The organism is Streptomyces sp. NPDC048644 (assembly GCF_043199105.1).
GTDB lineage: Bacteria > Actinomycetota > Actinomycetes > Streptomycetales > Streptomycetaceae > Streptomyces.
The window spans coordinates 78204-104751 of sequence record NZ_JBICVO010000011.1; the positions used below are offsets into that span (position 1 = coordinate 78204).

The following is a 26548-nucleotide window of genomic DNA, read 5'->3' on the forward strand; positions in this document are numbered from 1 at the left end:
CTATCCGGGCAGCCGGCCCGACTCGCAGTTGTCCACCACCAGATCCTCCGCCTCGGGCCTGGTGCGCAGCACCGTGACGAGTTCCGCGGTGCCGCTGTGCCACAGCGGCCCGTCGCCCAGCTGCTCGAAGCCGAGCACGCCGAGCAACTCAGGGGTCACCACGGCCCCGTTGGTCTCCACGATCACCTGGCCGGCGTCGTCGCCCGCGGCCAGCCGGGCGGCCCGCCGCAGCAGCGCCTCGACGATCCGCGCCACCTGCTCGGGCGGCTCGTCCCCTGACATCGCCCCGCTCAGATGCAGGACACGCGGCGGCAGCCCACCGCTCCCGGCCTCGCTGACCAGCGCCGTGACGGGGTTCTCCACCGTGACGCTCCCGGTGTCGAGCCCACCCATCCGGTACCGGAACTGCCCGACCGCCGCACCGTCCCGGTAGCCCTCAGCGGACACGTCCGACGTACCGGTGGCCACCCAGACGATCGCCTGGAGGCGGCCCTGGACCAGGCTCCGGTCGGAGATCAGCGGGACCTGGGGGGCGGAGGCGGACGTGGGGGTGGCGGTCTCCTTGGCGGGAGTGACGGTGGGCTCCGTCGCCGTCTCCGGTGCCGCCGTCTCGGTAACCGCGGCCTCCGCCGTCTCCTTGGCCGTCACGGGCTTCGGCGCGGCGTCCAGGTTGGCGAGCGGGAACTGCGGCTGCTTGGGCGGCTCCGGCTGCCGGACCGGGGCCGTGTCCTGGACGCGTGCCCGGGTCTTGCCCTGGGCCTTGGCCGTCCGCGACGGGCCCGCGGCGTAGGGGGCCTCGACCTGGTCGTCCTTGACCTGCCCGCTCTGGGCCTGCTCGTTCTTGTCCCGTGGGTCCTGGACGGTCAGAGTGCCGGCCCTACCACCGCGCACCCCAGGGTTCTCGGGCAACAGCCCGTACCGGTCGAGTAGTTGGTCGGCCAGGTCGCGCGCCTGCTGCTCGTCACCGCCGAACTCGGCGCGACGCGCGGCCACGCGCCGTATCACCTCGTTCACCAGCCGCTGACGCGGCGGGTCGGCGATGAGCATCGGGCCGCGCACCAGACCTGCCGCCCATTCCCGGTCCGCTTCGGACGGGCCCGAAATGCCGGACGCGGTGTCCGCGTCGGACTGCGGCGTGTCGAGCACCAGGCTGTCGCTCTCGGCGGTCAGCCACATGACGTTCTGCCACTGCGTCAGCTGCGCGGGGTCGGCCTGCACCCTGCGGGAGCGGAACAGGGCGTACAAGGTGGTGCTCTTGTGCCCGGGGAGCGCGCCGTTGTCCTTGAGATGCTGGGCGATCTGATCCTTCACGAACCACGGGCCGGTCAGGTATCCGGCGTTCTCGTTGAGGTGGCCGACGTAGCTGCCCAGTTGTTCCTTCGAACGGAGCCCGGCCAGCAGCCGCTTCATGAAGGCGGTCCCGGCGGGGGTCACGATGAACTGGTTGCCGAGGGTGCCATCGGAGTACGTGAACCCCGCGGCCCGCACGAGCGGGGGCTGCGTGCGGTCGCTCTGCGCCTCGTCGGCCTCCCGCCGTGTCTCGGCGAAGCTGTCCCAGTCCTGCAGCTCGGGCCCGAGGAACGGCACCCCGTCCGAGGACATCTCCAGGCCGTCGGCGGGCAGGACGATGGCACCGGGGGCGACGTCGACGTCCGTGTGCACGCCGCCTTCCCGCAGCAGGATCACGTACCGCGCGGCGTCCGCGGCCATCGGGAACGCCTTCTGCCCGAGCGCGAACTCGTACAGCTCACCGGCCTTGACCAGCGCCTCGTCGTCGGCGGTGCCCTGCGGCGTGAAGACGTCCTCCATCGGCTCGACGCGGGCCGCACCGGCGGCCGTCAGCTGCCCGAAGAAGGTGGCGTTGGTCTGCCGGGCGGCTTCGTCGGCCCGGAAGACCAGCTCCCACCCGGCCTCCTTCGCCTTCGCCCGCCACGCCTCGATGTTCTCCTTCGCGGAGTCACTCAGCGGCTTGCTGCCGAGCCACTGCATGTGGATCTTGCGGGCCACGGGCACGTCGGCGTCGCGGGTGTCGCCGATGTACACGGAGTGGGGCGTGCGCTGCACCGAGACGACGGCACGGCGCTGCTCTTCCGCCGAGCCGCGACGGGAGCCGGGCTGCGGCGCCTGGCGCTCGACGATCAGGAAGTGGTCGGCCGTCAGGCGCGGCCCGTCGCCCTGCGGCTCCGCCTTGAGTTTCGCCGCGATGCTCTTCTTCAGCTCGGCGACGGTGGCGAGGGCCCGCTTGTTCCCGGTGGCCACCGCCTGGTCGGTGCCGCCGAACGGCATCTTGGAGCCGTTGCCCAGGCCGGTGACCTCCGTCGCCGGAAGCGCCCCGCCCGCCCGCCAGTTGCGCAGGCCCTGCGTCACCAGCAGATCGGCGATGCGGTCGATCTCGTCCTGCTGCTGCGGGGTGGAGATCTCCTGCGAGCCCTGGGGGAAGGACACGCTGTGCGTGTCCTGGCCGCTGCCGGAGCCGCTGGCTGTGGAGGGGCCGGCCTGGGTGGTGGTCGTGGGGGTGCCGAGCTTCTGGCCGCCGCCGGGCAGTCCCTGTGAGATGGGGATGTTGCGCTGTTTCAGCAGTTCGACGGCGTACTTGCCTGCGGCTCGGGTGTTGCTGCCGAAGCGGTCACGCTGCCGTGCGACGTCTTCGATCGCCTCGTGTATCGCCGCCTTCATCACTGGGTCGTCGATGACGACCTTGGCCGGCACGAGTGGGGCGGCCCAGAGCATGTCCTCATCGGTCACGGGCGTGCGGTCGACGTCCATCGCGGGACCGAAGTCCAGCTGCCCGTCGTACTCCCACTGCGCGTTCGGCTCGTCCTCGGCGGCCTGCTCGAAGCTGAAGTCCATCAGTGCGGACAGGTCGGTGCCCGGAAGTTCGGACGATGCCGGTTCGGTGCTGGTCTGCGGGGCGGAATCGAGAGCGCTCAGCGCCTGTGTCCATGGAGCGAGCGCGGCCTCCAAATGCCCTGCGAGCTCCAGCCGTTCCGTTTCCCGCAGGAAACCGGCGGCCTGCTGCCGCCTCAGTTCGGCCAGGTGTGCAGCGCCCTGATCGACGGACGGGCGCAAGGATGCCAGCCTCTCCGTGGAGACCAGGTCTGGTGTCGTCGCCTCCAGGAGTATCAGCGTGGCCTTCACCTCCGAGAGCCACTCCGTCTGCGCGGCGGTGTTCGCGTCATCGGACGCCGCCTGAGGCAGTGTGGTGTGGGAAGTGGTCGGCTGCGTACGCGGTGTGGTGAGGAAGGAGGCGAAGGGCTGAGTGGCCTTCGGCACGTAGCTCGTCCACCTCTGCGGACCCTCGCCGACCGGCGCGTGGCCGCCGCTCTCCCGGGTGGTGGGGAGCGTGATGGTGTGCCTCAAGTGCCCGACGAACCGCGCCATTTCCTCGTTGGGGTTGCCCTCCAAGGGCCCGATCTCGGACAGGGCCTTGTCCCACCAGGCCCACAGGCCCTTGGCATACCCCTCACGGCTGTTCACGGTGAACTTTCGGCCGGTGCTGGCGATCCGGTCCTTGTGCAGGAAGGCGCTCACCGCCATGACCAGCGGGTGCTCCGCACCGTGAACCTCTGCCATCTTCGCCGTCAGTTCGTGGACCGTGCCGGCCCTGTCGACGGCGGGCTTGATGGGCGCCTGACGGATGGGCACGTACTGGCTGGGGTCCGGGCCCGCGGGCAACGTCGGGTGCACGACGGGTGCGTCTTCGGCGACCGGCGCGGGGGTCGTGGCCGGGGCGAGGGCGGTCGCCCGCTCGGCGTCCTCCAGCCCCTCCAAGACGGTCAGCAGCTGGGTCCGGACTTCCGGCCGGGCGGCGCCGGTCCGTATGGCCTCATCGAGGTCGGCCAGGTATCCCCGGCCCTCCTCGATCTGCGCGGCCGACGGCGGCGTCGTGGCGTTCCCGATCCGCTCCAGGTACTCGTCGACCACCACAGTGGTCTGTGTGGCCGCCAGCAGCGCGTCGAAATCCCATGACGACATGGACGCCGCCGTCTCCGACTCCAGGGCGGCTTCCGAGGGGCTCTGGCTCCTGGAACGGGAAACGAGCCGGCCCCACCAGGTGTCGGATGTCCCGCTGTGCAGCTCCTGCTCCACCGGGGTGTTCCGCTGCTCCGGCAGCGCGAACGGTTCGGTGTCCGGGAGTTCGGACGATGCCGGTTCGGTGGTGGTCGGCGGGGCGGCGGCTGTGGTGCTCAGCGCCTGCCTCCACGGGGTGAGCGCCGCGTCCAATGCGAGCGCCAGCTCTTCCGTCTCCGGCAGGAAGTCGACGGCCTGCTGCCGCCTCAGTCCGGACAGCAGGGCGGTGCCCTCATCGACGGAGTCGTGCCAGCCGGCCAGGTCCTCCGTGGTGAGCATGTCGGGCGGCATCGTCGTCAGGAGCACCAGCATGGCCTCCGCCTGCGCGGTGGTGTACGCGTCATCGGACTCCGCCTGGGGCGCGTCCATGTCCACGTCCACGTCCGCAGCCACCGGTGACGCCGGGACGTTCACCTGCTCGCTGCCCGTTCGCCGCAGCTCGGGGTGGTGCTGAAGGTGCCATACGAAGGAGTTGGCCTTGTAGGACACCTCGAGAAGGGTGCGGTGACGCACCGGCCGGTTGGCGGCCGACTGGGCCGCCTGCAGAGCGCGGAGGAAATCCCCGTTCGCCGAGGGGAATTCCGTCTCGTCCAGCGGGTGCCGGCCCTGCGGTCGCAGGTATGCCTCCCACCGGAGGAAGGCCCGTGCGTGATACGTCTCCTGCTTGCTGCCCTCGGGGAACCGGCGGAGCCAGTCCTGCACGACATCGACGAGGGGGGCGTCGTTGCCGTACTCCTCCCGCAGCGTCTGCATGAGGAGGGCGACTGTCGGACGGGAGCGGGGGGCCTGTGCCGGAGGGGAGAGGAAGAGGGCGAGGGCAACAGTGGCCGGCGGTGTCGCGTCGTCCGACCTCTGCGAAGCCTGGTCGGACGAGCCGGGGATGTTGCTGCCCCGGATGTCTTCGCGTGCCGCACGCGTCAAGTGCGCGACGAACCGCGCCATCTCCTCGTCGGGGGTGCCCACCAGGTGCCCGGCCTCGGCCAGCGTGTTCTCCCACCAGGACCACAGGTCCCTGGCGTACATCTCACGGGTTGCCTCGGCCAATGGCCGACCGGTCTCTGAGATGACCCGGTCCTCGTCGAGGAAGTTGCTCACGGCGCTGACCAGCGGGTGCTCGGCGCCGTGGAAGGCGGACATCCTCTGTATCAGGGAACGGCCTGTGCCTGCCTGGGCCGCAGTGGTCTGTCCCTCTGCGGTTCGCCTGTCCGTTGCCCGGTCGGCCGCCGTCCGTGACGGTCCTGCGGCGTACGGGTCGTCCTCCTGGGTGGAGAAGGTGGTGGTCCTGGTGCCGGCCCGCAGGCCGGTGGTCGCGGGCAACAGGCCGTAGCGGTCCAGCAGTTGGTCGCCGAGTGCGCGCGCCCGCTGCTCGTCGCCGTCCAGCTCGGTGCGCTGGGCAGCCACCTGCCGCACCACGTTGCGTACCAGCCGCTGACGCGGCGGGTCGGCGATGAGCATCGGGCCGTGCACCAGACCGGCGGCCCAGGTCAGGTCCTCGTCGGGCAGGTTCTCCGGGGTGGCGTGCGACGCGGACTGCGGGGTGTCGTACACCAGGCTGTCGCTCTCGGCGGTCAGCCACATGACGTGCTGCCACTGCGTCAGCTGTGCGGGGTCGGCCTGCACCCTGCGGGAGGAGAACAGGCCGGCCTTGGAGACGTCCTCCTCCTGCGTGAGCCGGCCGTTGTCCCGGAGGTGCAGGGTGATCTGCTTCTTGAGATACCAGGGGCCGGTCAGCGCCCCGGCGTCGTGCTTGAGGTTTACGGTCTGGTTGGCCAGGTCCTCCGGCGAGGTGAGGTTGTCCAGGACCCGCTCCAGGAACGCCGACCCGGCGGGCGCGACGATGAACTGGTTGCCGAGGGTGCCCTTGGAGTACTGGAACTGTGCGCCCCGCCACAGGGGTTGCTGCACACGGCCGTTCGCAGCACGCGCGCCGGCCCACTCATCGGCCTTGGCCCGGATGTCGGCGAAGTGCCCCCAGTCCTGGATCTCGGGCCCGAGGAACGGCACCGCGTCCTGGGACGTGCTGAGGCCGTCGGGAGGCAGGACGGTGTCCCCGGGCGCCACGTCGACGTCCGTGTGGACACCGCCCTCCTGCACCAGGATCGCGTACCGGGCGACGTCAGCGGCCATCGGGAACGCCTTGTTCCGCAGGGCGAACTCGTAGAGCTCAACGGCCTTGGCCAGCCTCTTGTGCAGCGGATCCGCGGACGCCGGGTCCTGGAGGGCGAAGACGTCCTCCATCGGCTCGACGCGGGCCGCACCGGCGGCCGTCAGCTGCCCGAAGAAGGTGGCGTTGGTCTGCCGGGCGTCGTCGTCGGCCCGGAAGACCAGCTCCCACCCGGCCTCCTTCGCCTTCGCCCGCCACGCCTCGATGTTCTCCTTCGCGGAGTCACTCAGCGGCTTGCTGCCGAGCCACTGCATGTGGATCTTGCGGGCCACGGGCACGTCGGCGTCGCGGGTGTCGCCGATGTACACAGAGTGCGGTGTGCGCTGCACCGACACGATGGCACGGCGCTGCTCCTGAGCCGGGCCGCGGTGGGCGCCGGGCTCTGCTGACAGCTGCTGCACGATCGGGAAGAGGTCGGCCGTCAGGCGCGGCCCGTCGCCCTGCGGCTCCGCCTTGAGTTTCGCCGCGATGCTCTTCTTCAGCTCGGCGACGGTGGCGAGGGCCCGTTTGTTCCCGGTGGCCACCGCCTGGTCGGTGCCGCCGAACGGCATCTTGGAGCCGTTGCCCAGGCCGGTGACCTCCGTCGCCGGAAGCGCCCCGCCCGCCCGCCAGTTGCGCAGGCCCTGCGTCACCAGCAGATCGGCGATGCGGTCGATCTCGTCCTGCTGCTGCGGGGTGGAGATGTCCTGCGAGCCCTGGGGGAAGGGCACGCTGTGCGTGTCCTGGCCGCTGCCGGAGCCGCTGGCTGTGGAGGGGCCGGCCTGGGTGGTGGTCGTGGGGGTGCCGAGCTTCTGGCCGCCGCCGGGCAGTCCCTGCGACGAGATCGGGATGTTGCGCTGCTTCAGCAGCTCGTAGGCGCGCTGACGTGCCTCGGCGTCGCTGCTGAAGTTGGCTCGCTTCCGGGCGATCTCCTCGGTCACTTCGCGCACCAGGGCCAATCGCTCTGGGTTGTCGATGATGGGCAGGGGCCTCACGAGCGGGGCGGCCCAGCGCAGGTCGTCCTCGGTCACCGGCGTGGGGTCGACGTCCATAGCGGGACCGAAGTCCAGCAGCTCGTCGAAATCCCACTCCCACTGCGCGTTCGGCTGGTCCTCGGCGCCCTGTGCGTCGCTGAAGTCCAGCAGTGCGAACGGTTCGGTGTTCGTGAGTCCGGACGACGCCGGTTCGGTGACGGCCTGCGGGGCGGAATCAACAGCGCTCAGCGCCTGTGTCCACGGAGCGAGCGCGGCGTCCAAACGCCCTGCCAGCCGTTCCGCTTCCGGCAGGATGCCGGCGGCCTGCAGCCGCCTCAGTTCGGCCAGGAATGCCGTGCCCTGATTGACGGATGCGCGCCAGCCCTCGTGGTACTCCGGGGCGAGCTTGTCGGGTGTCATCGCCTCCAGGAGCAGCGCTGTGTCCTCCACCTCCGAGAGCCACTGTGTCTGCGCGGTGTTGGGCGCGGCATCGGACTCTGCCTGGGGCATGTCCATGTCCGTATCCGCGGTCACTGGCGCTGCCGGGGCGCTGACCTGCGCATCGTCCGCTCGCCGCAGCTCCGGGTGATTCTCCCTGACGTACCGCACGAAGCTATCGGCCCCGGAGCGGATTTTTTGGAGGGAAGCAGGCTCCAGCTCCCGGCCCGCCCTCGTTCTCAACGAACCCTGCAGTGTGAGGAGGAAACCCTCGTCCTCGGAAGGAAGCAGCGTCGTGGCCAGCGGGTGCCTGCCATGAGACTGCAGATACGCCTCCCACAGAGAGAATGCCCGCGCCGAGTGCTTCTGGGAGCTTTCAGCGAACGGACTGAGCCACTCCTGCACGACGCCGAGGAGAGGGTCGTTGCCGTACCTCTCCCTCAGTCTCTGCGGGAGCGAGGTGGATGCCGGGTGGGTGGTTTCGATGGTCCGCTGTGCCGGCGGTGTGGTGAGGAAGGAGAAGAAGGGGCGGGTGGCCATCGACACGTAGCCCGTCCACCTCTGCGGACCTTCGACGGTCGGCGCGTGGGCGCTGCTCTCCTGGGAGGAGAGGGACGCAACGGTGTCCCTCAGGTGCTGGACGAACTGCGCCATTTCCTCGTCGCGGGTGCCCTGCAGCTGCCCGATGTCGGACTGTGCCTTGTCCCACCAGGCCCAGAGCCCCTTGGCGTGACCTTCACGGGTGCCCACGGTGAACTTTCGGCCGGTTCTGCCGAGTCGGTCCTTGTGCAGGAAGGCGCTCACCGTTGTGACCAGCGGATGCTCCGCACCGTGGACTCTTGTCATCTCCGCCGTCAGGTCGTGGACCGTGCCGGCCCTGTCGACGGCGGGCCTGATGGTCGCCCGTTGGATGCGCGTGTACTGGCTGGTGCCCGGGTCCATGGGCAGCGTCGGGTGCACGGCGGGGGTGGACTCGGTGACCGGAGCGGGGGCCGTGGCCGGAGTCGCGGTCTGCCCGGTTGTCTGGGCGGGGGCGTCGGTGTCTGCCAGCCCCTCCAGGGTGGTCAGCAGCTGGGACCGGAGTTCCGGCCGGGCGATTCCGGTGCGCACGGCCTCGTCGAGGTCCGCCAGGTACGCCCGGCCTTCCTCGATCTGCGCGGCTGACGGCGGCGTCGTGGCGGTCCGGATCCGCTCCAGGTACTCCTCGGCCGCGGCGATGGTCTGCCCGGCCGCCATTAGCGAGGAGAACTCCGACGGCGACATGGGCAGCGGTGCCTGCTCCGACTCCAGAGCGCCTTCCAAGGGGCTATGGCTCATGGAACGGGAGACGAGCTGCTCTCCCCGGGTGTCGGACTGCGGGGCGCTTTCTGTGGCCTCCACCTCTGAGAGCCACCGTGTCTGCGCGGCGGTGTACGCGGCATCGGACTCTGCCTGGGGCATGTCCACGTCCACGTCCATGTCCACGTCCGCGGCCACCGGCGACGCCGGGACGCCGGCCTGCGCACCGCCCGTGCGCCGCAGCTCGGGGTGGAGGTTGAGGTGCCGCACGAAGCCATTGACCGTGGAACGGGTGTCTTTGAGGGTGGCGGGCGTCAACTCTTGGCCTCGCGGCCTCAACTCCTGCAGCGCGAGGATGAATCCCTCGTCCTGGGAGGGACGAGTCGTCTCATCCAGCGGGTGCCTGCCCTGTGACCGCAGATACGCCTCCCACCGGGAGAAGGACAGCCCCCTCCACTCCAGTGTGTTTTCATCACGGTACTTGCCGAGCCACCCCCGCACGGCACGATCGAGGGCGTCGCCGTACCGCTCCTGCAACGTCTTCAGGAGCGAGCGGATTGCCGGGCTGGTGAATTCGGTGATCTGCCGTGCAGGTGATGCGTCGATGAAGATGGTCGGTCGTGCCTGTGACGTGGCGCGAGAGGCGGTCGGCCGTGCACGTGATGCGGCGCGAGAGGCGGTCGGCCGTGCACGTGATGCGGCGCGAGAGGCGGTCGGCCGTGCAGGCGGTGCGGTGAGGAAGAGGGAGAAGGCCCGGGTGGCCATCAGCACGTAGCTCGTCCACCTCTGCGGACCCTCGACGGTCGGCGCGGGTGCGCCGCTCTCCTGGCGGGTGGGGAGATCCAGGATGCTCGTCAACTGCTGGAGGAACCACGTCATTTCCTCCTGGGTGCCGCCCTCCGGGCGCTCGCTCGCGGACAGTGCCTTGTCCCACCGGGCCCAGAGCCCCTTGGCGTAATTCTCACGGGCGTCCACGGTGAACTTTCGGCGGGTCCTGCTGAGCCGGTCCTTGTGCAGGAAGGCGCTCACCGTTGTGACCAGCGGATGCTCCGCACCGTGGACTCTTGTCATCTCCGCCGTCAGGTCGTGGACCGTGCCGGCCCTGTCGACGGCGGGCCTGATGGTCGCCCGTTGGATGGGCATGTACTGGCTGGTGTCCGGGGCCATGGGCAGTGTCGGGTGCACGGCGGGGGTGGACTCGGTGACCGGAGCGGGGGCCGTGGCCGGAGTCGCGGTCTGCCCGGTTGTCTGGGCGGGGGCGTCGGTGTCTGCCAGCCCCTCCAGGGTGGTCAGCAGCTGGGACCGGAGTTCCGGCCGGGCGATTCCGGCGCGTACGGCCTCGTTGAGGTCCGCCAGGTGCGCCCGGCCTTCCTCGATCTGCGCGGCTGACGGCGGCGTCGTGGCGGTCCGGATCCGCTCCAGGTACTCCTCGGCCGCGGCGATGGTCTGCCCGGCCGCCATTAGCGAGGAGAACTCCGACGGCGACATGGGCGTCGGCGTCTCCTGGATGTCCTCCTGGGCCGTACCGCCGTCGACGCCCGCCCTGTTCTGGGTGATCGAGAACGTCCGTGCGGCTGTGGGCTGTTGATGCGTGCCGTGCTGCTCCTCCGGTTCCGCGACCTTCTGCTCCGTGGCTGTGGCCGGCGGCAGGGCCCGCACGGTGACCACGGGCGGGAGCTGCTCGGTGGCTTGCGAGCTGCTGCTCTCGGTGGCCGGGGTGAACAGCTTCCACTCGCCGGGTTCGCCGGTCTCCGGGTCGTTGGCGAGGGCGAAGGTAAAGCTCGTGTGCTCCTCGCGGGCAAGGGGCTGGTGCACGGATGCGACCGTCGTGGTGCCTGCCCACACGTCCATGCCGGTTTCGTTCGCGACCTCCTGGGCGATTACCCGGCCGTGTTCGTCCGTGGCGCCCGCTTCGCACAGGACCAGGATGATCTGTGCGCGCCCCTCGGCGCTCGTCTTCAGGTCCTGGAGGCTCGGACGGTGCGCCAGCGTCTTGCCCAGCGTTTTGCCCGTCACGTGGAGTTCGGACTCGGCTCCGTTTTCCCGCACCCAAAGCGCGATCACGTCGGAGTTTCCGTGCGCCATGGCCACGTAGGTGGGACGCTCCACGTCCCAGCGCACCTCTACCAGATCCTCGTCCCGCACCTTCGTGAGATCGAAGCTGCCGTCGGCGCCCTCGTCGAAGCGCGCGTAGTACGGCTTCTTGAAGTGGAGGTCCGTGTAGAGGCCCTCCATGGCCGCGGAGTCTTCGCTGCCCACGAAGACCCGCCCGACACGGCGGCGAGGGTGCTCGTCGGCGGAGACGATGGGGAGGTGCTGCACATCGCCCAGGCGTGCGGTCCTGGCCTGCTCCTCCTCCGGATCCAGCGCCTGCAGCGGCAGATCCTGTTCGAGGAAGGGGTCCGCGGCTGTCGGCGCCCGGTGGAGGGTGATCTCCACCCGGCGCCGGTCATCGGCGGTGCCGGTGCGGGGGCCGGCCTGTTGCGGCGGTGACTGGTATATAGCGAAGTCCCCGACCGTCAGCGGGTAGGAACGGACCTCGCCCATGTCCTGCGCGTAATGGTTGTCGAGCTGCTGCTTCAGCTGTTGCCGCAGCACCTGCTGGGCCGCTGCGGCCCGCAGTTCGCCGGTGCGCTCGGCCTGGGCCGCGGCGTCCGCGAGCGGCAGTTCGGAGCCGTTGTCGAAGCCGGTCAATTCGACCTTGGGGAGCGGCCGGTCGGCACGTCGGTCTTCCAGGGCCCACTTGACGAGTCGCTTGGCCACCCGGTCGATCACGTCCAGCTGTTCGGATGTGACGACCTCCTTCGCGCGCTCGGCGAAGTGCACGACGTGCGTTTCCTCGTGGGCGGATGCCGCCTGCGTACGCTCGCCTTCGGCCTCGGCGTTCCGCGTCGGCTGCTCCGTTGCCGCGGCCTGCTGCTGTGCGGTCTCGACGGGCGGCAGGGCCCGCACGGTGACCACCGGCGGGAGCTGCTCGGTGGCTTGCGCGTCACCGCTCTCGGTGGCCGGGGTGAACAGCTGCCACTCGCCGGGCTTGCCGGTTTCCAGGTCGGGCCGGATGGCGAAGGTGAAATCATACTGATCTTCGCGCAAGGGCTCCTGGGGGAGCGCGGCCACCGTAGAGGTGGCCGCCCACACGTCCATGCCGGTCTCGTTCGCGACCTGCTGGGCGACGACCCGGCCGTACTGGTCGACGTCGCCCGCCTGGCACACCACCAGGATGATCTGGGCGCGTTTTCCGGCACGCGCCTTCAGCTCCGCCAAACTCGGGCGATGTGCAAGCGTCCTGCCCAGCTCCTGGCCCGTCACGATGTGCGACTGGGGCTCGGCGCCGTTCTCCCGCACCCACAGCTCGACGTGGCCGGGCATCCCGTGGGTGATAGCCACGTAGGTGGGACGCTCCACGTCCCAGGGCACCTTCTTCAGGTATTCCTTGGGGAGATCCCGCAGGTCGAGGTCGGGGAGGTCGTTGAGGGGGAAATCGATGAAATAGGGCTTCTTGAGCTGAAGGTCCAGGTACAGGCCCTCCGAGTCCAAGATCTCTTCGCCACCCATGAAGAAGCGCCCGACACGGTGCCGGCCGTCCTCGTCGACGGAGACGATGGGGAGGTGCTGCACATCGCCCAGCCGGACGGCCTGCGCCTGCTGCTCCTGCGTCGCCAGCGTCTGCAGCGGCAGATCCTCGTCGAGGAAGGGGTCGGCGGCTGTCGGTGCCCGGTGGAGGGTGATCTCCACCCGGCGGCCGTCCTCGGGGGTGCCGGTGCGGCGGTCGGGCTGCCGTGACGGGGACTGGGAGATGACGAAGTCCCGGGGCGTCAGACGGCGGGGACGCGTCATGCCCTCGTCGTCGGACGTGTAGTAATCGTGGAGTTCCTGCTCCAGCCGCCGCTGCAACATTCCCTTGACCGCGGAAGCCCGCAGGTCGCCGGTCTGCTCGGCGCGGGCAGCGGAGTCCACGAACGGCAGCGTGGAGCCGTTCCCGAAGCCGGTCAACTCGACCTTGGGGAGCGGCCGGTCGGCGCGCCGGTCTTCCAGGGCCCACTCGACGAGCCGCTTGGCCACCTGGTCGATCACGTCCAGCTGTTGGGACGTCTCGACCTCCTTCACGCGCTCGGCGAAGTGCACGACGTGCGTTTCCTCGTGGGCGGACGTATCCGTCCCCTGGGACGACTCCTGGGACGGTGCCATCTTCGGGCCGAAGGTAGCCGCGAAGTTTCCCCCGCCGCTCGTTGTGACCGGCGGTGCCGATATCTGCGCACCCTCGGACGAGGTGTGCGGGTCTGCGGAGAGCTCCGTGGGGGCCGTGAGCGGCTCATCGGACGCGGACGTCTCCTGTGTACGCTCGCCTTCGACCTCTGTGACGGTCGCCGGGGAAGGCGCGGCGACGTCCTTGCTGTTCGGTGTCGCCGCCGAGAACGTCCGTACAGCCGTGGGCTGTTGATGCGTGCCGTGCTGCTCCTCCGGCTCCGCGACCTGCTGCTCCGTGGCTGCGGCCGGCGGCAGGGTCCGCACGGTGACCACGGGCGGGAGCTGCCGCCCGTCTTCTGCCAGGGTGCTGCTCTCGGTGGCCGGGGTGAACATCCGCCACTCGCCGGGCTTGCCGGTCACCGGGTCGGGCCTGAGGCCGAAGGTGAACTCCAGCCGAGGATGGCGCTTGAACGTACCCACCACAGTGGTGCCCGCCCACACGTCCATGCCGGTCTCGTTCGCGACCTGCTGGGCGACGACCCGGCCGTATTCGTCAACGGCTCCTGCTTGGCACACCACCAGGAGGATCTGGGCGCGCTTTCCCGCACGCCTCTTCAAATCTTCCAAACTCTCGCGACGCGCCAGCGTCTTGCCGAATTCCCGACCCTCGAAGAGGTGCAGCTCGGCCCCGGCCCCGTTCTCCCGCACCCACAGCTCGACCTGGCCGGGCAGCCCGTGGGCCATGGCCACATAAGTGGGGCGTTCCATGTCCCAGGGCACCTTGTGCAGGTACTCCGCAGGCAGGTCGAGGAGCCCGACGCCGCCCGTGTCGGTGCGGGCGTCGATGTGCACGAAGTACGGATTCCTCAGCTGCAGGTCCGTGTACAGGTTCTCCATGCCTGTGATGTCTTTGCCGCCCTGGAAGCTCCGCCCGATGCGGTGACGTCCGTCGTCGTCGACGAAGATGACGGGAAGGTGCTGCACATCACCCTGCCGTACGGCTCGGGCCTGCTGGTGCTCCGTCGCCGTCGTCTGCAGCGGCAGGTCCTCGTCGAGGAAGGGGTCGGCGGACGTCGGCGCGCGATGGAGGGTGATCTCCACCCGGCGCCGGTTCTCGTCGGTGCCGGTGTGGTGGTCGGGCTGCCGCGACGGCGACCGGGAGATGACGAAGTCCTCGGCCTTCAGACGGCGGACACGTGCGATGTGCTCGCCGTCCTGCGCGTAGTACGTGTCGAGCTCCTGCGTCATCCGATGGCGCAACGCGCGCAGGACCGCGTCGGCTCGCAGCTCGCCGGTCCGCTTCGCTTGTGCCGCGGAGTCCACGAACGGCAGCGTGGAGCCGTTCCCGAAGCCGGTCAACTCGACCTTGGGGAGCGGCCGGTCGGCGCGCCGGTCTTCCAGAGCCCACTCGACGAGTCGCTTGGCCACCCGGTCGATCACGTCCAGCTGTTCGGATGTGACGACCTCCTTCGCGCGCTCGGTGAAGCGCACGACGTGCGATTCCTCGTGGGCGGACGTCTCCTGCGTACGCTCGCCTTCGATCTCTGTGACGGTCGTCGGGGACAGCGCGGCGACGTCCTTGCTGTTCGGTGTCGCCGCCGAGAACGTCCGTACAGCTGTGGGCTGTTGATGCGCGTCGTGCTGCTCCTCCGGTTCCGCGACCTCCTGCTCCGTGGCTGCGGCCGGCGGCAGGGTCTGCACGGTGACCACGGGCGGGAGCTGCTCGGTGGCTTGCGAGCTGCTGCTCTCGGTGGCCGGGGTGAACAGCTTCCACTCGCCGGGTTCGCCGGTCTCCGGGTCGGGCCTGAGGCCGAAGGTGTAGTCCGACTGGCTTTCGCGCTCAGGGACCTGGTCGATCGAGACCACCTTGGTGGTACCCGCCCACACGTCCATGCCGGTCTCGTTCGCGACCTGCTGGGCGACGACCCGGCCGTACTTGTCGGCGGTGCCCGCCAGGCACACCAGCAGGACGATCTGGGCGCGCTTTCCTGCACGTGCCTTCAGCTCCTGCAAACTCGGGCGCCGGGCCAGCGTCCTGGCGAGTTCCTGGCCCGTCACGGAGTGCAGCTCGGGCTCGGCGCCGTTCTCCTGTATCCACAGTGCGACCGAGCCGGCCTTTCCGTGGGCCATGGCCACGTAGGTGGGACGCCCCAGATCCCACGGCACCTTCCGCAGGTTCTTCCTGGGGACGTTCCTGATGTCGAAGCCGGGCGGGTCGATGAGGGTTTCGAAGTGCACGAAGTACGGCTTCTTGAGCTGAAGGTCCAGGTAGTGGCCCTCCATGTCCAAGATGTCTTTGCCCCCCAGGAAGGAGCGCCCGACACGGTGCCGTCCGTCCTCGTCGACGGAGACGACGGGGAGGTGCTGCACATCGCCCAGCCGGACGGTCCGGGCCTGCTGTTCCCGCACCGCCAGCGCCTGTAGCGGCAGATCCTGTTCGAGGAAGGGGTCGGCGGCCGTCGGCGCACGGTGGAGGGTGATCTCCACCCGGCGGCCGTCCTCGGGGGTGCCGGTGCGGCGGTCGGCCTGCCGCGCCGGCGACTGGGAGATGACGAAGTCCTGGAGCGTCAGTTGGCGGGTACGCGTCCTGCCCGTGCTGTTCTCCGTGTAGTACTCGTCGAGATCCAGCGCCAGCCGCTTCCGCAACACGCGCTGGACCGCGGAAGCCCGCAGATCGCCGGTCCGCTTCGCCCGGGGCGCGGAATACACGAACGGCAGCTCGGAACCGTTGCCGAAGCCGGTCAACTCGACCCTGGGAAGCGGCCGGTCGGCACGCCGGTCTTCCAGACCCCACTCGATCAGGTGGCCGACCACGTGGTCGATCAGGTCCCGCTGTTCGGTCGTGTCGACCTCCTTTGCGCCCTCGGCGAAGTGCAGGACAAATGTCTTCTCCGTGCCGGACGCTTCCGTCGCGACGGGCTGCTGGGGTGCCCTCGCCGGATCGAAGGTGGCCACGGACGGCAGCCCCTGGCTCGTCGTATCCGTCGGCTCCGATAGCTGTGCACCCTCGGACACGGCGTGCGGGTCCGATGCGAGGTCAGCGGTGGTCGGTGCGTTGGCCGCCGCACCGGTGACCTGCGGAACGATCCGGCCGTAGAGATGGACCTGTTCGTCGTCCGTGGCGGATTTCTCGACGTGCAGGATCTCCCAGTCGAAGCCGCGGTCGATCAGCAGCTCCCGCTCGTCGTCCCCGGTGTCGGAGAGCGCGCCCAGGTACAGGGCAGGGGTGCCCTCGGGTACCAGCAGGTGCAGGATGTACGGCCGGTTCTCGAAGTCCTCGGCGACCGGGCCGAGTGAGGTCGACATGAACCGGCCCTCGCGCACCACCAGCCCCTGCCGCACGTCGGTCCCCTCGGGGAAGTACCCCTTGTCGAGGCCCTTGACGGCCACCAGGGCCTCGGGCACCGGATGGCTCTTGAGCGCCTCGCCCAGGGCCCGCACATGGTGCTCGGTGGCGGCCAGCGCCTGCTCCATGAACTCCAGCCCCGACATCGGCGGGGTCGGCTTGCCGTCGGTCAGCACGTTGTCGTAGTTCTCGTCGTGGCTGATCGCGTGCTGCTGGGACACGGCCTGCACGAAGTGCGTGAGGGTGCCGTTGTCCGCGTCGAGATCCCGGGCGAGCGCCTTGATCTCGATGTCCGCGGGAGTGTAGGGCAGTCGGCGGACCTGCTCGGGGCCGCTGGTGTAGTCACGCAGCGGGCGCTTCAGCCTGCCCGGCAGATCGAGGACATGACGGTTCCACTGCTTCCTGCCGTAGGCCGCACCCTCCTTGGCGGTGGGGAAGGCCAGGGCCTGGGGGAACATCCGGCGTTCCGTTTCCACCAGCGGGTTGCCGGCGTCCGTGCCTGTCGACAGGGCGTCCTCGTCATCCGTGAGACCCGCGTCCTCCGACATCGCGGAGCCCGTGGAGTGACCGGAATCCTCGGTGCCGGACTCCTCGGACATGACGGAGCTACCATCCGAAATCTCGGAGCCGTCCGATGTCTCGGAGTGATCCGATGGGTCCGCCGTGACGTCGTCCCCGAGGGCGGGCAGCACGGTGGCGTGCTTGCCGTAGTGCGATTCCAGCCACGGGTCCAGCAGCTCGTTGAGGTGCTCGGTGAGCTGCCGGCGCTCGGCGCCTGACAGGTGCGCGACGGCTGGGGCCTCCCAGAGCTGCTGACGGTGGCGCAGCGCGGCACGGGCCAGGTAGTCGTCGAGGTCAGGATGCGGGGAACCGTGCGCCGCGTTCTCCGTTCCGTCGTCCGGACTCAGACCATTCCCCAGCACCTCGGCGAGGAGCTGGGTTTCCTGTGCCCACCGGTGCATCTGCTGCTGTGCATCGCCGCCCACGGTGACGGGCGAGGACAGGTGCGGGACGCGGAACCGCTGCTCCAGCTCCGTCACTTCGCGCAGCAGCTCTTCCCTGACCTCCTTGAAAGGCCCGGTCAGGGGGAGCAGCGGCATGTACTGCCATGCCTCGTGGGACAGTTCGGCCGGTGTGGGGCGCATGCTCGCCTGGAGCTGCACCACCCGCCGCTGCTCCAGGGACAGCCCCTGAAGCTGCGGGCCCCCCTGTCGCTCGCGTGCCAGCTCGGCCCGCAGCTTCTGCACCTCTTCCCGCCACGGCGGCTGAGTGGCGGTGTGCGAGGCGGAGTTGGTCAGCGCAATCCATGTCGTCTGGGACGGCTGGGCGTTGCGGATGCTGTCCGTGTCGGACCCGGACGCCGAGCCCGAATCGTCGAGTTCCATCGCCTCGGCGGAGTGGCCGTCGGAGACCATCGACTCGTCGTCCGACAAGGACGCCTCGTGCCCGTCCTCGTACTCGGAGGAGACGGACTCGTAGGACCCGTGGGTGAAGGACTGCGGCTCGTATCCGCCGCGCAGCCGCAGGACCTCCGGCTGCTTGGGCGGCGTCCACGGGATGGCGACCGTCAGCGGCGTCATGCCGTGGGCCTCGCCGAGCTTCTCCGTACCGTGCCAGAAGGCGAACGTCACCCGCACCGAGCCGGTGCGGATCTCGTGCGGCTTGGGGATCTTGGCGTTGGCGAAGGCCCGGCCCGCCTCGGACTGGAGGGCGATTTCCCGCCTGCGGATACCGCCGCCCGCGTGCACGCCGCCGCGCAGACCGGACACTCCGGGCGCGCCGCCCTCGACACCGATCTGGCCCTGTCCTGTCCACTGCTGGGTGTTCAGCCGCACCTTGCCGAACCGGTGTCCGGCCTCCGAGCCGATCGCCTGCTCGGCCTTCTTGTCCAGCCGCTCCAGGGTCAGTTCGTCCAGCAGCTCGAACGTCGCGGTCACGCGGGTCTGCTTGCCGAACGTGTCCTTGAACAGGTCGACGCTGAGGGTGGAACGCGGGCCGAACGCCGAGGCGTCCGCCTGCGGCGCGGTCACCAGCAGGTGCCGCATCCACGGCTTGAGGATCTGCAGGCCGAAGGCGTTCTGCGCGGTCTCTCCCCAAGTCCTGGCGTTCTTCTGGGGCTTGGCGTCCCACTGCGAGCCGAGGTACTTGCGGCCGTAGACCCGGAGCATCGCGTGCACTCCGCCGATGGAGGGCAGGTCACGGATCACCCAGTCGGTCGCGGGCTCCTGCGGCGTGGCGCGCTGCTTCGGCTGCGACGCGTCGGGGGCCGGTGCCTGCTCCTGCTCCGGTGCCTTCGCCTGTGTCTTCTCCTGCTCCTGCTTCTGCTCCGGAGCGGCCTCCACCAGGACGGAGAAGGCGATCGACACGTCACGGGTGGCCGGCACGTCACGGTTGTCCGGCAGGTCACGGTTGACCGGCACCTCACCGATGGCGCGGCCAGCCCCGAGCTGGATCAGCTTCGCCTGGCGGGACAGCCGCCGCTGACGGCGTTGCTCCTCCTCCGCCACGAGCTGACGACTGCGCTCATCCGCCGTCAAGAGCTGACGACTGCGCTCGTCCCCCCGCAACTGCCGGAAGACATCGGCGAGCTTCTGCCGGAACGCCCCTGCCGATGTGGCGGTGTGCTGATCCGTGTCAGGGACGGACTGCTGCACCGGCTTCTGCTGCCCGATTTTCTGCTGGAGCCGCCGGGCCTGCTCCCGGTAGACGTACCGCCGTACGCGCCGGTGCAGCCCGTCGTCGGTGGACCGCATGTCGAAGTGGAGCCGGAGCTTGCCGGTGTAGAACGCACCGGGGGCCTTGCTCTTGGTGGTCAGCACGGTCTTGCTCGCGGTGCCGGTGACCGACACCTCGTCGTGGCCTGAGCCACGGCTGCCGCCGAGCCCGCCGATCACGCTGACACCCGGCGCGACCTGGGCCCCGCCGGAGATCTTCAGGGCGTGCGTGGTGGCCGAACCGGAGCCGAGCGCGGACACGCCGTCCGTGCTGCCCTCACTGAGGCTGTGCTCCGCCCCGACGGTGAACTCGGTGGTTCCGGTGTCCGCGACGTGGGACAGGTCGTAGGCGCTCGCGGTGACCGCGATGACGCCGCCGCGCACCTGGATGATCAGCGGCTCGTCGGCCATCATGCCGTGCGCGTGCTGCCGGATGAGGTCGGACTGCAGCTCCTGTGCCAGATCAGCCTTGGCCTGGCGCCAGCGTTTGGCCGTACCGAAGGCCCGTATGCCGCGGGTGTCGAGAGCGTCGAGCAGCGTGTGCATCTCGGCGGTGGACGTGGACAGTTCCAGGCCCTGCAGGAGGTCGGTGTCGCCGATGCGCCCGTCCTTGATGCGCTTCGGCACCGGGCGCTGCACCGACGGGACGGGCGCTTCTCCCGTCTTCGGGTCGACGAGGTCACGCTTCGGGAAGGCGAGACGGGTGTCGAGGTCGGCGGTGACGGTGTCGGGGGCGGCGGTGCCCGTGGACAGGCGCTGCGTCAGCGTGACGTCGAACGTCAACGAGACCTTCGCGTCGAACACGCCGACGGGCTCGACCGTCTTGCCCTTGGCCTGTGAGCCGCCACCGCTGTCCATGGCGTGGCCGGTGGTGCTGTCGGACAGGGTCGTGCCGGTGTACTGGACGGTGATCGCGTGCGGCGCCTTGGCGGTGATGTCGAGGATGCCCGTGGTGCGGCTGCGCCGGTCCTGAATCCGGCCGGTGGACTCGGACTCCTCCGCGCCGGTCTCGGACTCGAAGTTCTCGACCGTCTTGACGTAGCGCGGATCGCGCACCGTCACCGACTTCAGGGACACCTCGGCGGTCTTCCCGCCGACCGTCACCTTGATGGTCTCGAACGCGTCCGGGTTCTGGCTGAACTGCGCGAGACGCGGACGCAGGGCGAACGGCTCGATGTGGGTCGTCAGGACGGCCTTGGCCCGCGGCCAGTCCGAACCGAAGTGCGGCTCCAGCACCTCCTGGAGCGCGGTGTGCGGCCAGGTGCCGCGGTGCACTTCCAGTACGTGGTCGGTCGGCGCGAGGCGCTGCTGCTGCGTCACCCGGAGCGGCGCCCGCAGCTCATCCGGCTTCTCGGTCTGCTCCGGCTTCGCCAACTCCTCCTGAGCAACGGTCGCTTCCTGCTTCGCCGCCTGCTCCTGATCAGCCGCCGCGGCCTGCTGCTCCGTCGTGGACTGCCGCTTGAGCTTGATCAGCTTGCGGAGTCCGGCCTCCCGCGTGTAGACGGCAGGCCCGTCCTGCTCCACGGTGACCTGCTCGCACAGCGCACGGGGGATGGCCACGACGAAGGGCACCGTCGCCACTTCGTGCGCGGGGTCGGCCACGATGACGTGCCCGTGCGAGTCGGTGACCTGGAACCGCACCGTGGCCTCGCCGGAGAACACCACCATCGGCTCGGGGTACTTGGCGTTGTTGACGCTCTTGGCCTGCCGGCCGGCGCGGGTGCCGGTGCGTGTACGGGTGGAGTGGCCGCCGCCCGCCGTCGGCTGGATGTTGCTCGCCTGCGGCAGGGTGGCATCGCCGCCGCCGAGCGCCTGCCAGCCGCCTTCCTGCCAGACCAGGGTGCGCTGCGCGCCGCCGGTCGTGGTCTCGCTGAGCACGTTCAGCTCGGACTTGTCGATCGTCCGCAGATACGCCAGCTTCTGCACCTCGGCCTCGGCCGACATCGCCCGGTGGCCATGGCTGACCGAGCTGCTGAGCTGCTCGCTGGTGAGGCGTCCGCCCCGCGTCATCGCGCCGAGCCAGGACGCGAGACGCTCACCGCGGAAGCTGCTGTGGAAGAGCGGGGCGAGGCTGCGCCACTCCTTCTTCCCGAAGACGGGCTCGCCCAGCGCGTCGACGCGTTGACGGATGCCGATCCGCAGCGGCTGCTGCGTCCCGCGGCCCCCCTGCGTGTCCTCCTGCGGGACCAGATCGAAGTCGCCGCCGGTGAACAGGCCGTGGATGACGGCGGTGTCGGGCAGCCCACCACCCTTGACGGGGTCGTTCGACCACGTGGTCAGCGGCGGCGCGAAGGTGGTGTCGCCCTTGGCGAAGAACTTCGGGTTCAGCCGCCGGACCTGCTGGTCCTCCTGGCCATCGGACAGCGACACCCCGGTCAGCGCCTGCTGCGCCCACGGCGTTTCGAAGACCGTGCGCTTCTTGCGGACCTCGGTCAGCGACGCCTCGGAGAGCGAGCGGAAGCCGAGCGTGGTGTGCGCCGTGGCGGATTCCTTCTGCTCCGTGCCGCCGTTGGCGCGGACGAAGTGGACGTGCAGCACGGCCACTCCGTCGAAGACCGAGCCGGGGACCTTGGTCTTGGTGGCCACTCCGGTCCGGGTGGCGAACCCGTCGATGGTGATCGCGTCGGCGCCCACCTGCCCCGCGAGCCGACCGCTGAGCTTGCCGGGAACCTGGAGCGGGGTCACCTGCCCGGCGCCCGTGACCGTCTTGCTGGAGCCGGACGCCGACGGGTGGGTGACGGAGCGCGTGACGTCGGTGCCGACGTTGAACTCCGTCTCCTTGGTGTCGCGCACATGCTGCATGGTGGCGACCTCGGCGGAGAAGAGCACCGAGCCCAGTCCTTCGGCCAGGCTGATCTCCAGCGGCTCGCCGCTCATCATCGCGGTGAACTGCTCGTGCAGCAGACCGAAGTCCACCCGGCTCAGCACCTGGGTGCGGATCTCGGGCCAGCGGTCGCCGAACACCTCGCGCCCGACCTCGTCGGGCGACTTGCCACCGCCGACCTGCTGCGTCAGCACGTCCTCCATACCGCCGTTGAGCGCCCTGCCGAGCAGGTCGGCGGGGTGGACGTCGATGACGATGTCCGTGCCCCCGATGGCGCGCAGATCGCGCACCAGGGACGACGGGAGCCGGTGTACGGGGGGCGCTTCGGTGTGCGCGGACGAATCGGCTTCGGGGACCAGCAGCAGCGTCGGGACGGACGCGGTGAGCTGATGCGTACGCGGGCCGCTCTGCCCGGTCGTGGTGGGCGGGTTCCCGATCTGGAGGGTCTGTCCGCCGCTGCCGGTGCCGGTGGCGGTCACGTCGGAGAAGTCGAACGTGAACTCGGCGACGGCCCGGACGGCCAGCGCCTTCTCCGAGGTCTTGCCGCGCGCGAACATCCGGCCGGTCCGCTCGGTGGTGACACCGGTGGTGCCGTCCTCGCTGGTGTTCGCCAGGAAGTCGAGCCGCCCGCCCGCGAAGGCCACGCGGAGGTCGGCGCCGAGGGTGCGGCGCAGCCGCCGGTCCTTGCCGTGGCCCGAACCGGACGCGGACTCCGCGCCGTTCTCGAACTCGACCTTGGGCAGCTCCTCGTCCGTCACCGCCTCGTGCAGTACCGCGCCGACCTCGATCTCCCCGGACCAGCCGGGCACCTCGATCGGCACCCACCGCTTGCCGCCCCGGGTCAGCCCGGACAGCCACGGCTTCATCTCTTCGGTACCGAGGTAGGCCAGCAGCTGACCGCGCGCCGTCGCGGCCTTCTCGGCACCCAGCGCCGCTTCGAGCGCGGGCATCAGCTGCTCGACGATCGCCTCCTCGGACTCCCCGAGGCCGTACACGATGTCCCCGGCGCTGAGCCGGCCGTCCTTCAACCGGACGGGAACGGGCGGCAGTTGCGAAGCGGACTGCTCCGGCTGCTGCGGCTTCACTTCCTGGGAGGAGACGGCGCGGGTGTCCGTTGTCGTCGCCGGTGCGGTCACGGAAGCCGCGGTCGAGGTCGAAGCCTGGGGCTCGTGCTGGGCCTGGGCCTGGGACTGGTTCTGGACCGTCGCCGTGGCCTGGTAGTGCTCGACGTAACGCCCGTTCTCCCTGGGGAGTCGCACCCGCACCACGTGCACCGGGTTGTCGCCGTCGGCGAGCTGGTTCCAGGTGGTGTTGCCCCGGTGGAGGATGGCCGGAGTGATGCCGAACACGTGCGGGAACAGGGCCGGCACGAAGTCGCCTGCGAGGTGGTTGTAGCTGCCGGGGGTCCTGATGTCCCGGACGATCGAGTCGGTGGCACCCGAGCCCCGCAGCACCTGGCGCCAGGTGTCCGTGTCACCGTTCGTCACCGCGTCCTGCACGGCGACGGACTGCGCCGCGACGTACGTACGGATCTGCTGCCCGACGGAGTGCCCGGAGTGCTCGGAGTCCTCGGGGTCGTTGTAGAACTCGGCCTGCAGGGAGGGGAGCACCATGTCCCAGAGCTGCGGGTCATCCGCCCCGAGGCCCTCGGCGAGCCGGTCCGCGAGGGTGGTGCGCAGGGCCGTGATGTCCTGGGTGGGCAGTTCGTTCGCCCGCCCGGACGCCTGGAGCGTCCGGATCACGGCGCTGAAGAAGCAGTCCCCGTCCTCGGCGACCTGCTCGGGCCGCAGACCGGACGACCGCAGCCCGTCGGCCTGGGAGGAGTCCACCCCGAGCGACACCCATTCCTGGGGCACGGGGGCGGACGTGGTGGCCGTGGAGTCTTCGGTGACCTCGGACGGCTGGGATTCCTGGGGCGTCTGAGACTCCTGGCCCTGGGCGTCGTCCCGCTGCTCGTTCTGCTCGGCCGGCTGCTCCTCCGTCGTGCCGTCGGCCGTGACCGGCGTGGCGGCGGTGACCGACACCAGGCCGCCACCGGCCCGGCCCCAGGTGAGGACGTGGTCCTTGGTGGCCGGGTCGCGGGCCAGCTCCGGGCGTACGTAGGTGTCGGCGAACTCCTCGTGGGTCAGGGTCTTGCCGTGCGCGATGACGGTGTCGCCCTCGCCGGCCGTGGCCTGCCAGACGAGGGTGCCGTCATCGGACGGGAGCTGCTGGGCGAGCGCCAGGTCCCGCAGCACCGGGTCGTGCCAGCCGGCCGCCGTGTGCGGCGGCACGAACCAGCCGGAAGGCGTACGGATCGGCACCTCCGGGAGGCCGCCGAGGCCCAGCAGAGCCGCTTCCGGCGAGAACCGCATCGCCAGCAGGTCGGTGACCTTGAAGACGACGGTCGTCGAATTGCCGGCCCAGCCGAGCCGGTCGCGCTCGTTGGCGGTATCGACCTGCACCACGACATAGGAGTCCGCGAAGTCGTGGGTCCTCCAGAGGGTGTCCTGCGCCGAGCCGTCGACGTGGTTCATGGCCCAGCCGGAGCTGGAGACGGACTGGCCCGCGGTCCGGCTGAGGGCGGCGCCGCCGTTGGCGGTGCCCTTCGGGTGCGCCTGGCCCAGACCCAGCGACGTGTCCTGGGTAAGACTCTGACTCATCGTCAGGCCGTTGTTCTGGGAGCTGTAGTCGCTGCGTTCGGCGGTCCCCTGCAGCCAGCCGAGCGACCTGGCCCGCTGGGCCGGGAGGATGGCGACCTTGAGGGTGCCGACGGTGTCGGTCAACGGCCCGCCGACGGCCCGCAGAGTGGGGCCCACGTCGGTGGGCACGGTGTTCAGGCCGTGCAGCAGCACATGGCGTGCGAGGACGTTCGGGTCGAAGAAGCGGTACAGGCCGTCCAGCGAGAACTGGCCGCGCCTGACGAGGTCCTGGAGTTCCCCGTCGTGAGCCCGCAGTGTGTCGAGCACCTGGTCGAGCAGTCCGCGCGCCGCCGTCGGATTGAGCATCACGCTCACGCCCTTGCGGGCCAGGTGCTCGGACGTGATCGCGTACTTCCGGGCCTTCGCCACCTTGTTGAGGGAGCGCAGCGGCTGCAGCGGACGCACGACCGGATTCGCCACCGGCCGGGGCCGTTCGCCCTGCAGCTCACCGAGCGGGACGACGATCTCCTCGCGCATCGGGATCCGCACCGTGCGCTTGCCGCCCGTCACGGTCTGCACGACCTGGGCGGCCTGTCGCGCCAGGTCGATGCTGAGCGTCGAGGCGCTACGGGAGACCTGCACGGTCTGCTGGACGGTGATCTCCAGCTCCCCGTCCAGCAGGAAGCTGGCGAGCGAGTCGGTGACGGTGTGCCCGTCGTGACGGCGGGTCAGCTGTGCCTCGGTGAGGCTCTGCGAGGTGCTCGATGTGCGGCCGTAGGAGGCCGATGCGCCGGAGAACAGGGCGGTGAACTTGTTGCCCTTCGCCCGGGTGCGGCTGGTGGCGAACTCCTGGCGGGTGTTGGACTGGGTGTAGCGGCTGACGCTGCCCGAGGTGAGCAGCCCGGTGAACGTCGCGTTCTGGCCGCGGTGGAAGCGGATGACCATCTGGATCCGCTTGCGGTGACCGGGGCCGGGCACCACGGTGTGCAGCACCATGCCGGGGCCGCGCAGGGCCTCGTTCATCGCGTGCAGGGAACGGGTGGTCAAGACCGTGTCCAGGGTTCCCGGCAGGGTCGCGCCGGGGGTGCGTACCGTCCACAGTGCGTCGCGGGCCCCCTTTCCGCGCAGGCCGAGCATCTTTCCGACCGCCGTCATGACCCGGTGGCTCAGCTCGGTCGGGTCCTCGTCCTGGAAGCGCACGGCGCGCTCCGTACGCGCCACGGCCTCCGTCTCCTGCGGGGCGGGCAGGAAGCGTTCGCTGACCGAGGAGAGCGGGAGCCGCACGACCGGCAGCGTGGCGGGCACCTTGGCGACGAGGGTGGCGTCGGGCGTGGGCCACTGCGGACGGAGGTAGGTGACGGTGACGCCCTGCGAGGCTTCGACCAGGACGGTGCGCTTGTCGGGAGACCAGGAGCCGAACTGGTTGATGTTCTCGGCGCGTGCGGTCATCCGCACCACGATCCGCCCCACCCGCTTGCGGTGCGGGACCTTGTCGCGGGAGATGTAGCGGCCCGTGTTGACGTTGGTGATCTCCGCGACGCTGCGGCCCTTGCTGGGGGAGTAGGAGCGTGCGTAGCCACCGCCGCCCGTCAGGTCCCCGGTGCCGCCGCTGAAGGTGCCGGAGTGGCTGTGGTTGCCGTGGTTGGTGGTGACGCTGTTGACACCGGAGAAGCCCGCCGAGTACTCGGCGAGGTCGAACGAGCTGAGGTCGGCGGTTCCCGGCTCCTCCTCCACGTCGACGATCTCCGCCTGGACGGAGAGCCGGACCTTGCGGTCGGTGAGCAGGCCGTCCAGGACCACCTGCCCGGCGAGGGAGCCGGCGCCGATGTGCAGCGCGGCCACCAACTGGTCGTGCGTGACGGCGGTTTCCAGGTGGACCCGGGCCAGGTCCTCCGGGACACCCAGCCCGGTCAGCAGCGCGATGGCCTGCTCATGGACGGTGTCCGCGCCG

The 26548-nt window shown here is 70.1% G+C and carries 1 protein-coding gene (running past one end of the window); it reads right to left on the reverse strand.

The window, feature by feature from the left end:
* A protein-coding gene (locus ACGFNI_RS24545) for a protein-glutamine glutaminase family protein (RefSeq protein ID WP_393686783.1) crosses the window boundary here: on the reverse strand, positions 1 to 26548 show its 3' portion. 16319 nt of this gene lie beyond the right edge of the window; only the last 26548 of its 42867 coding nucleotides appear in the window; its start codon lies off the right edge, out of view — the gene reads right to left on this strand; the stop codon is at positions 1 to 3.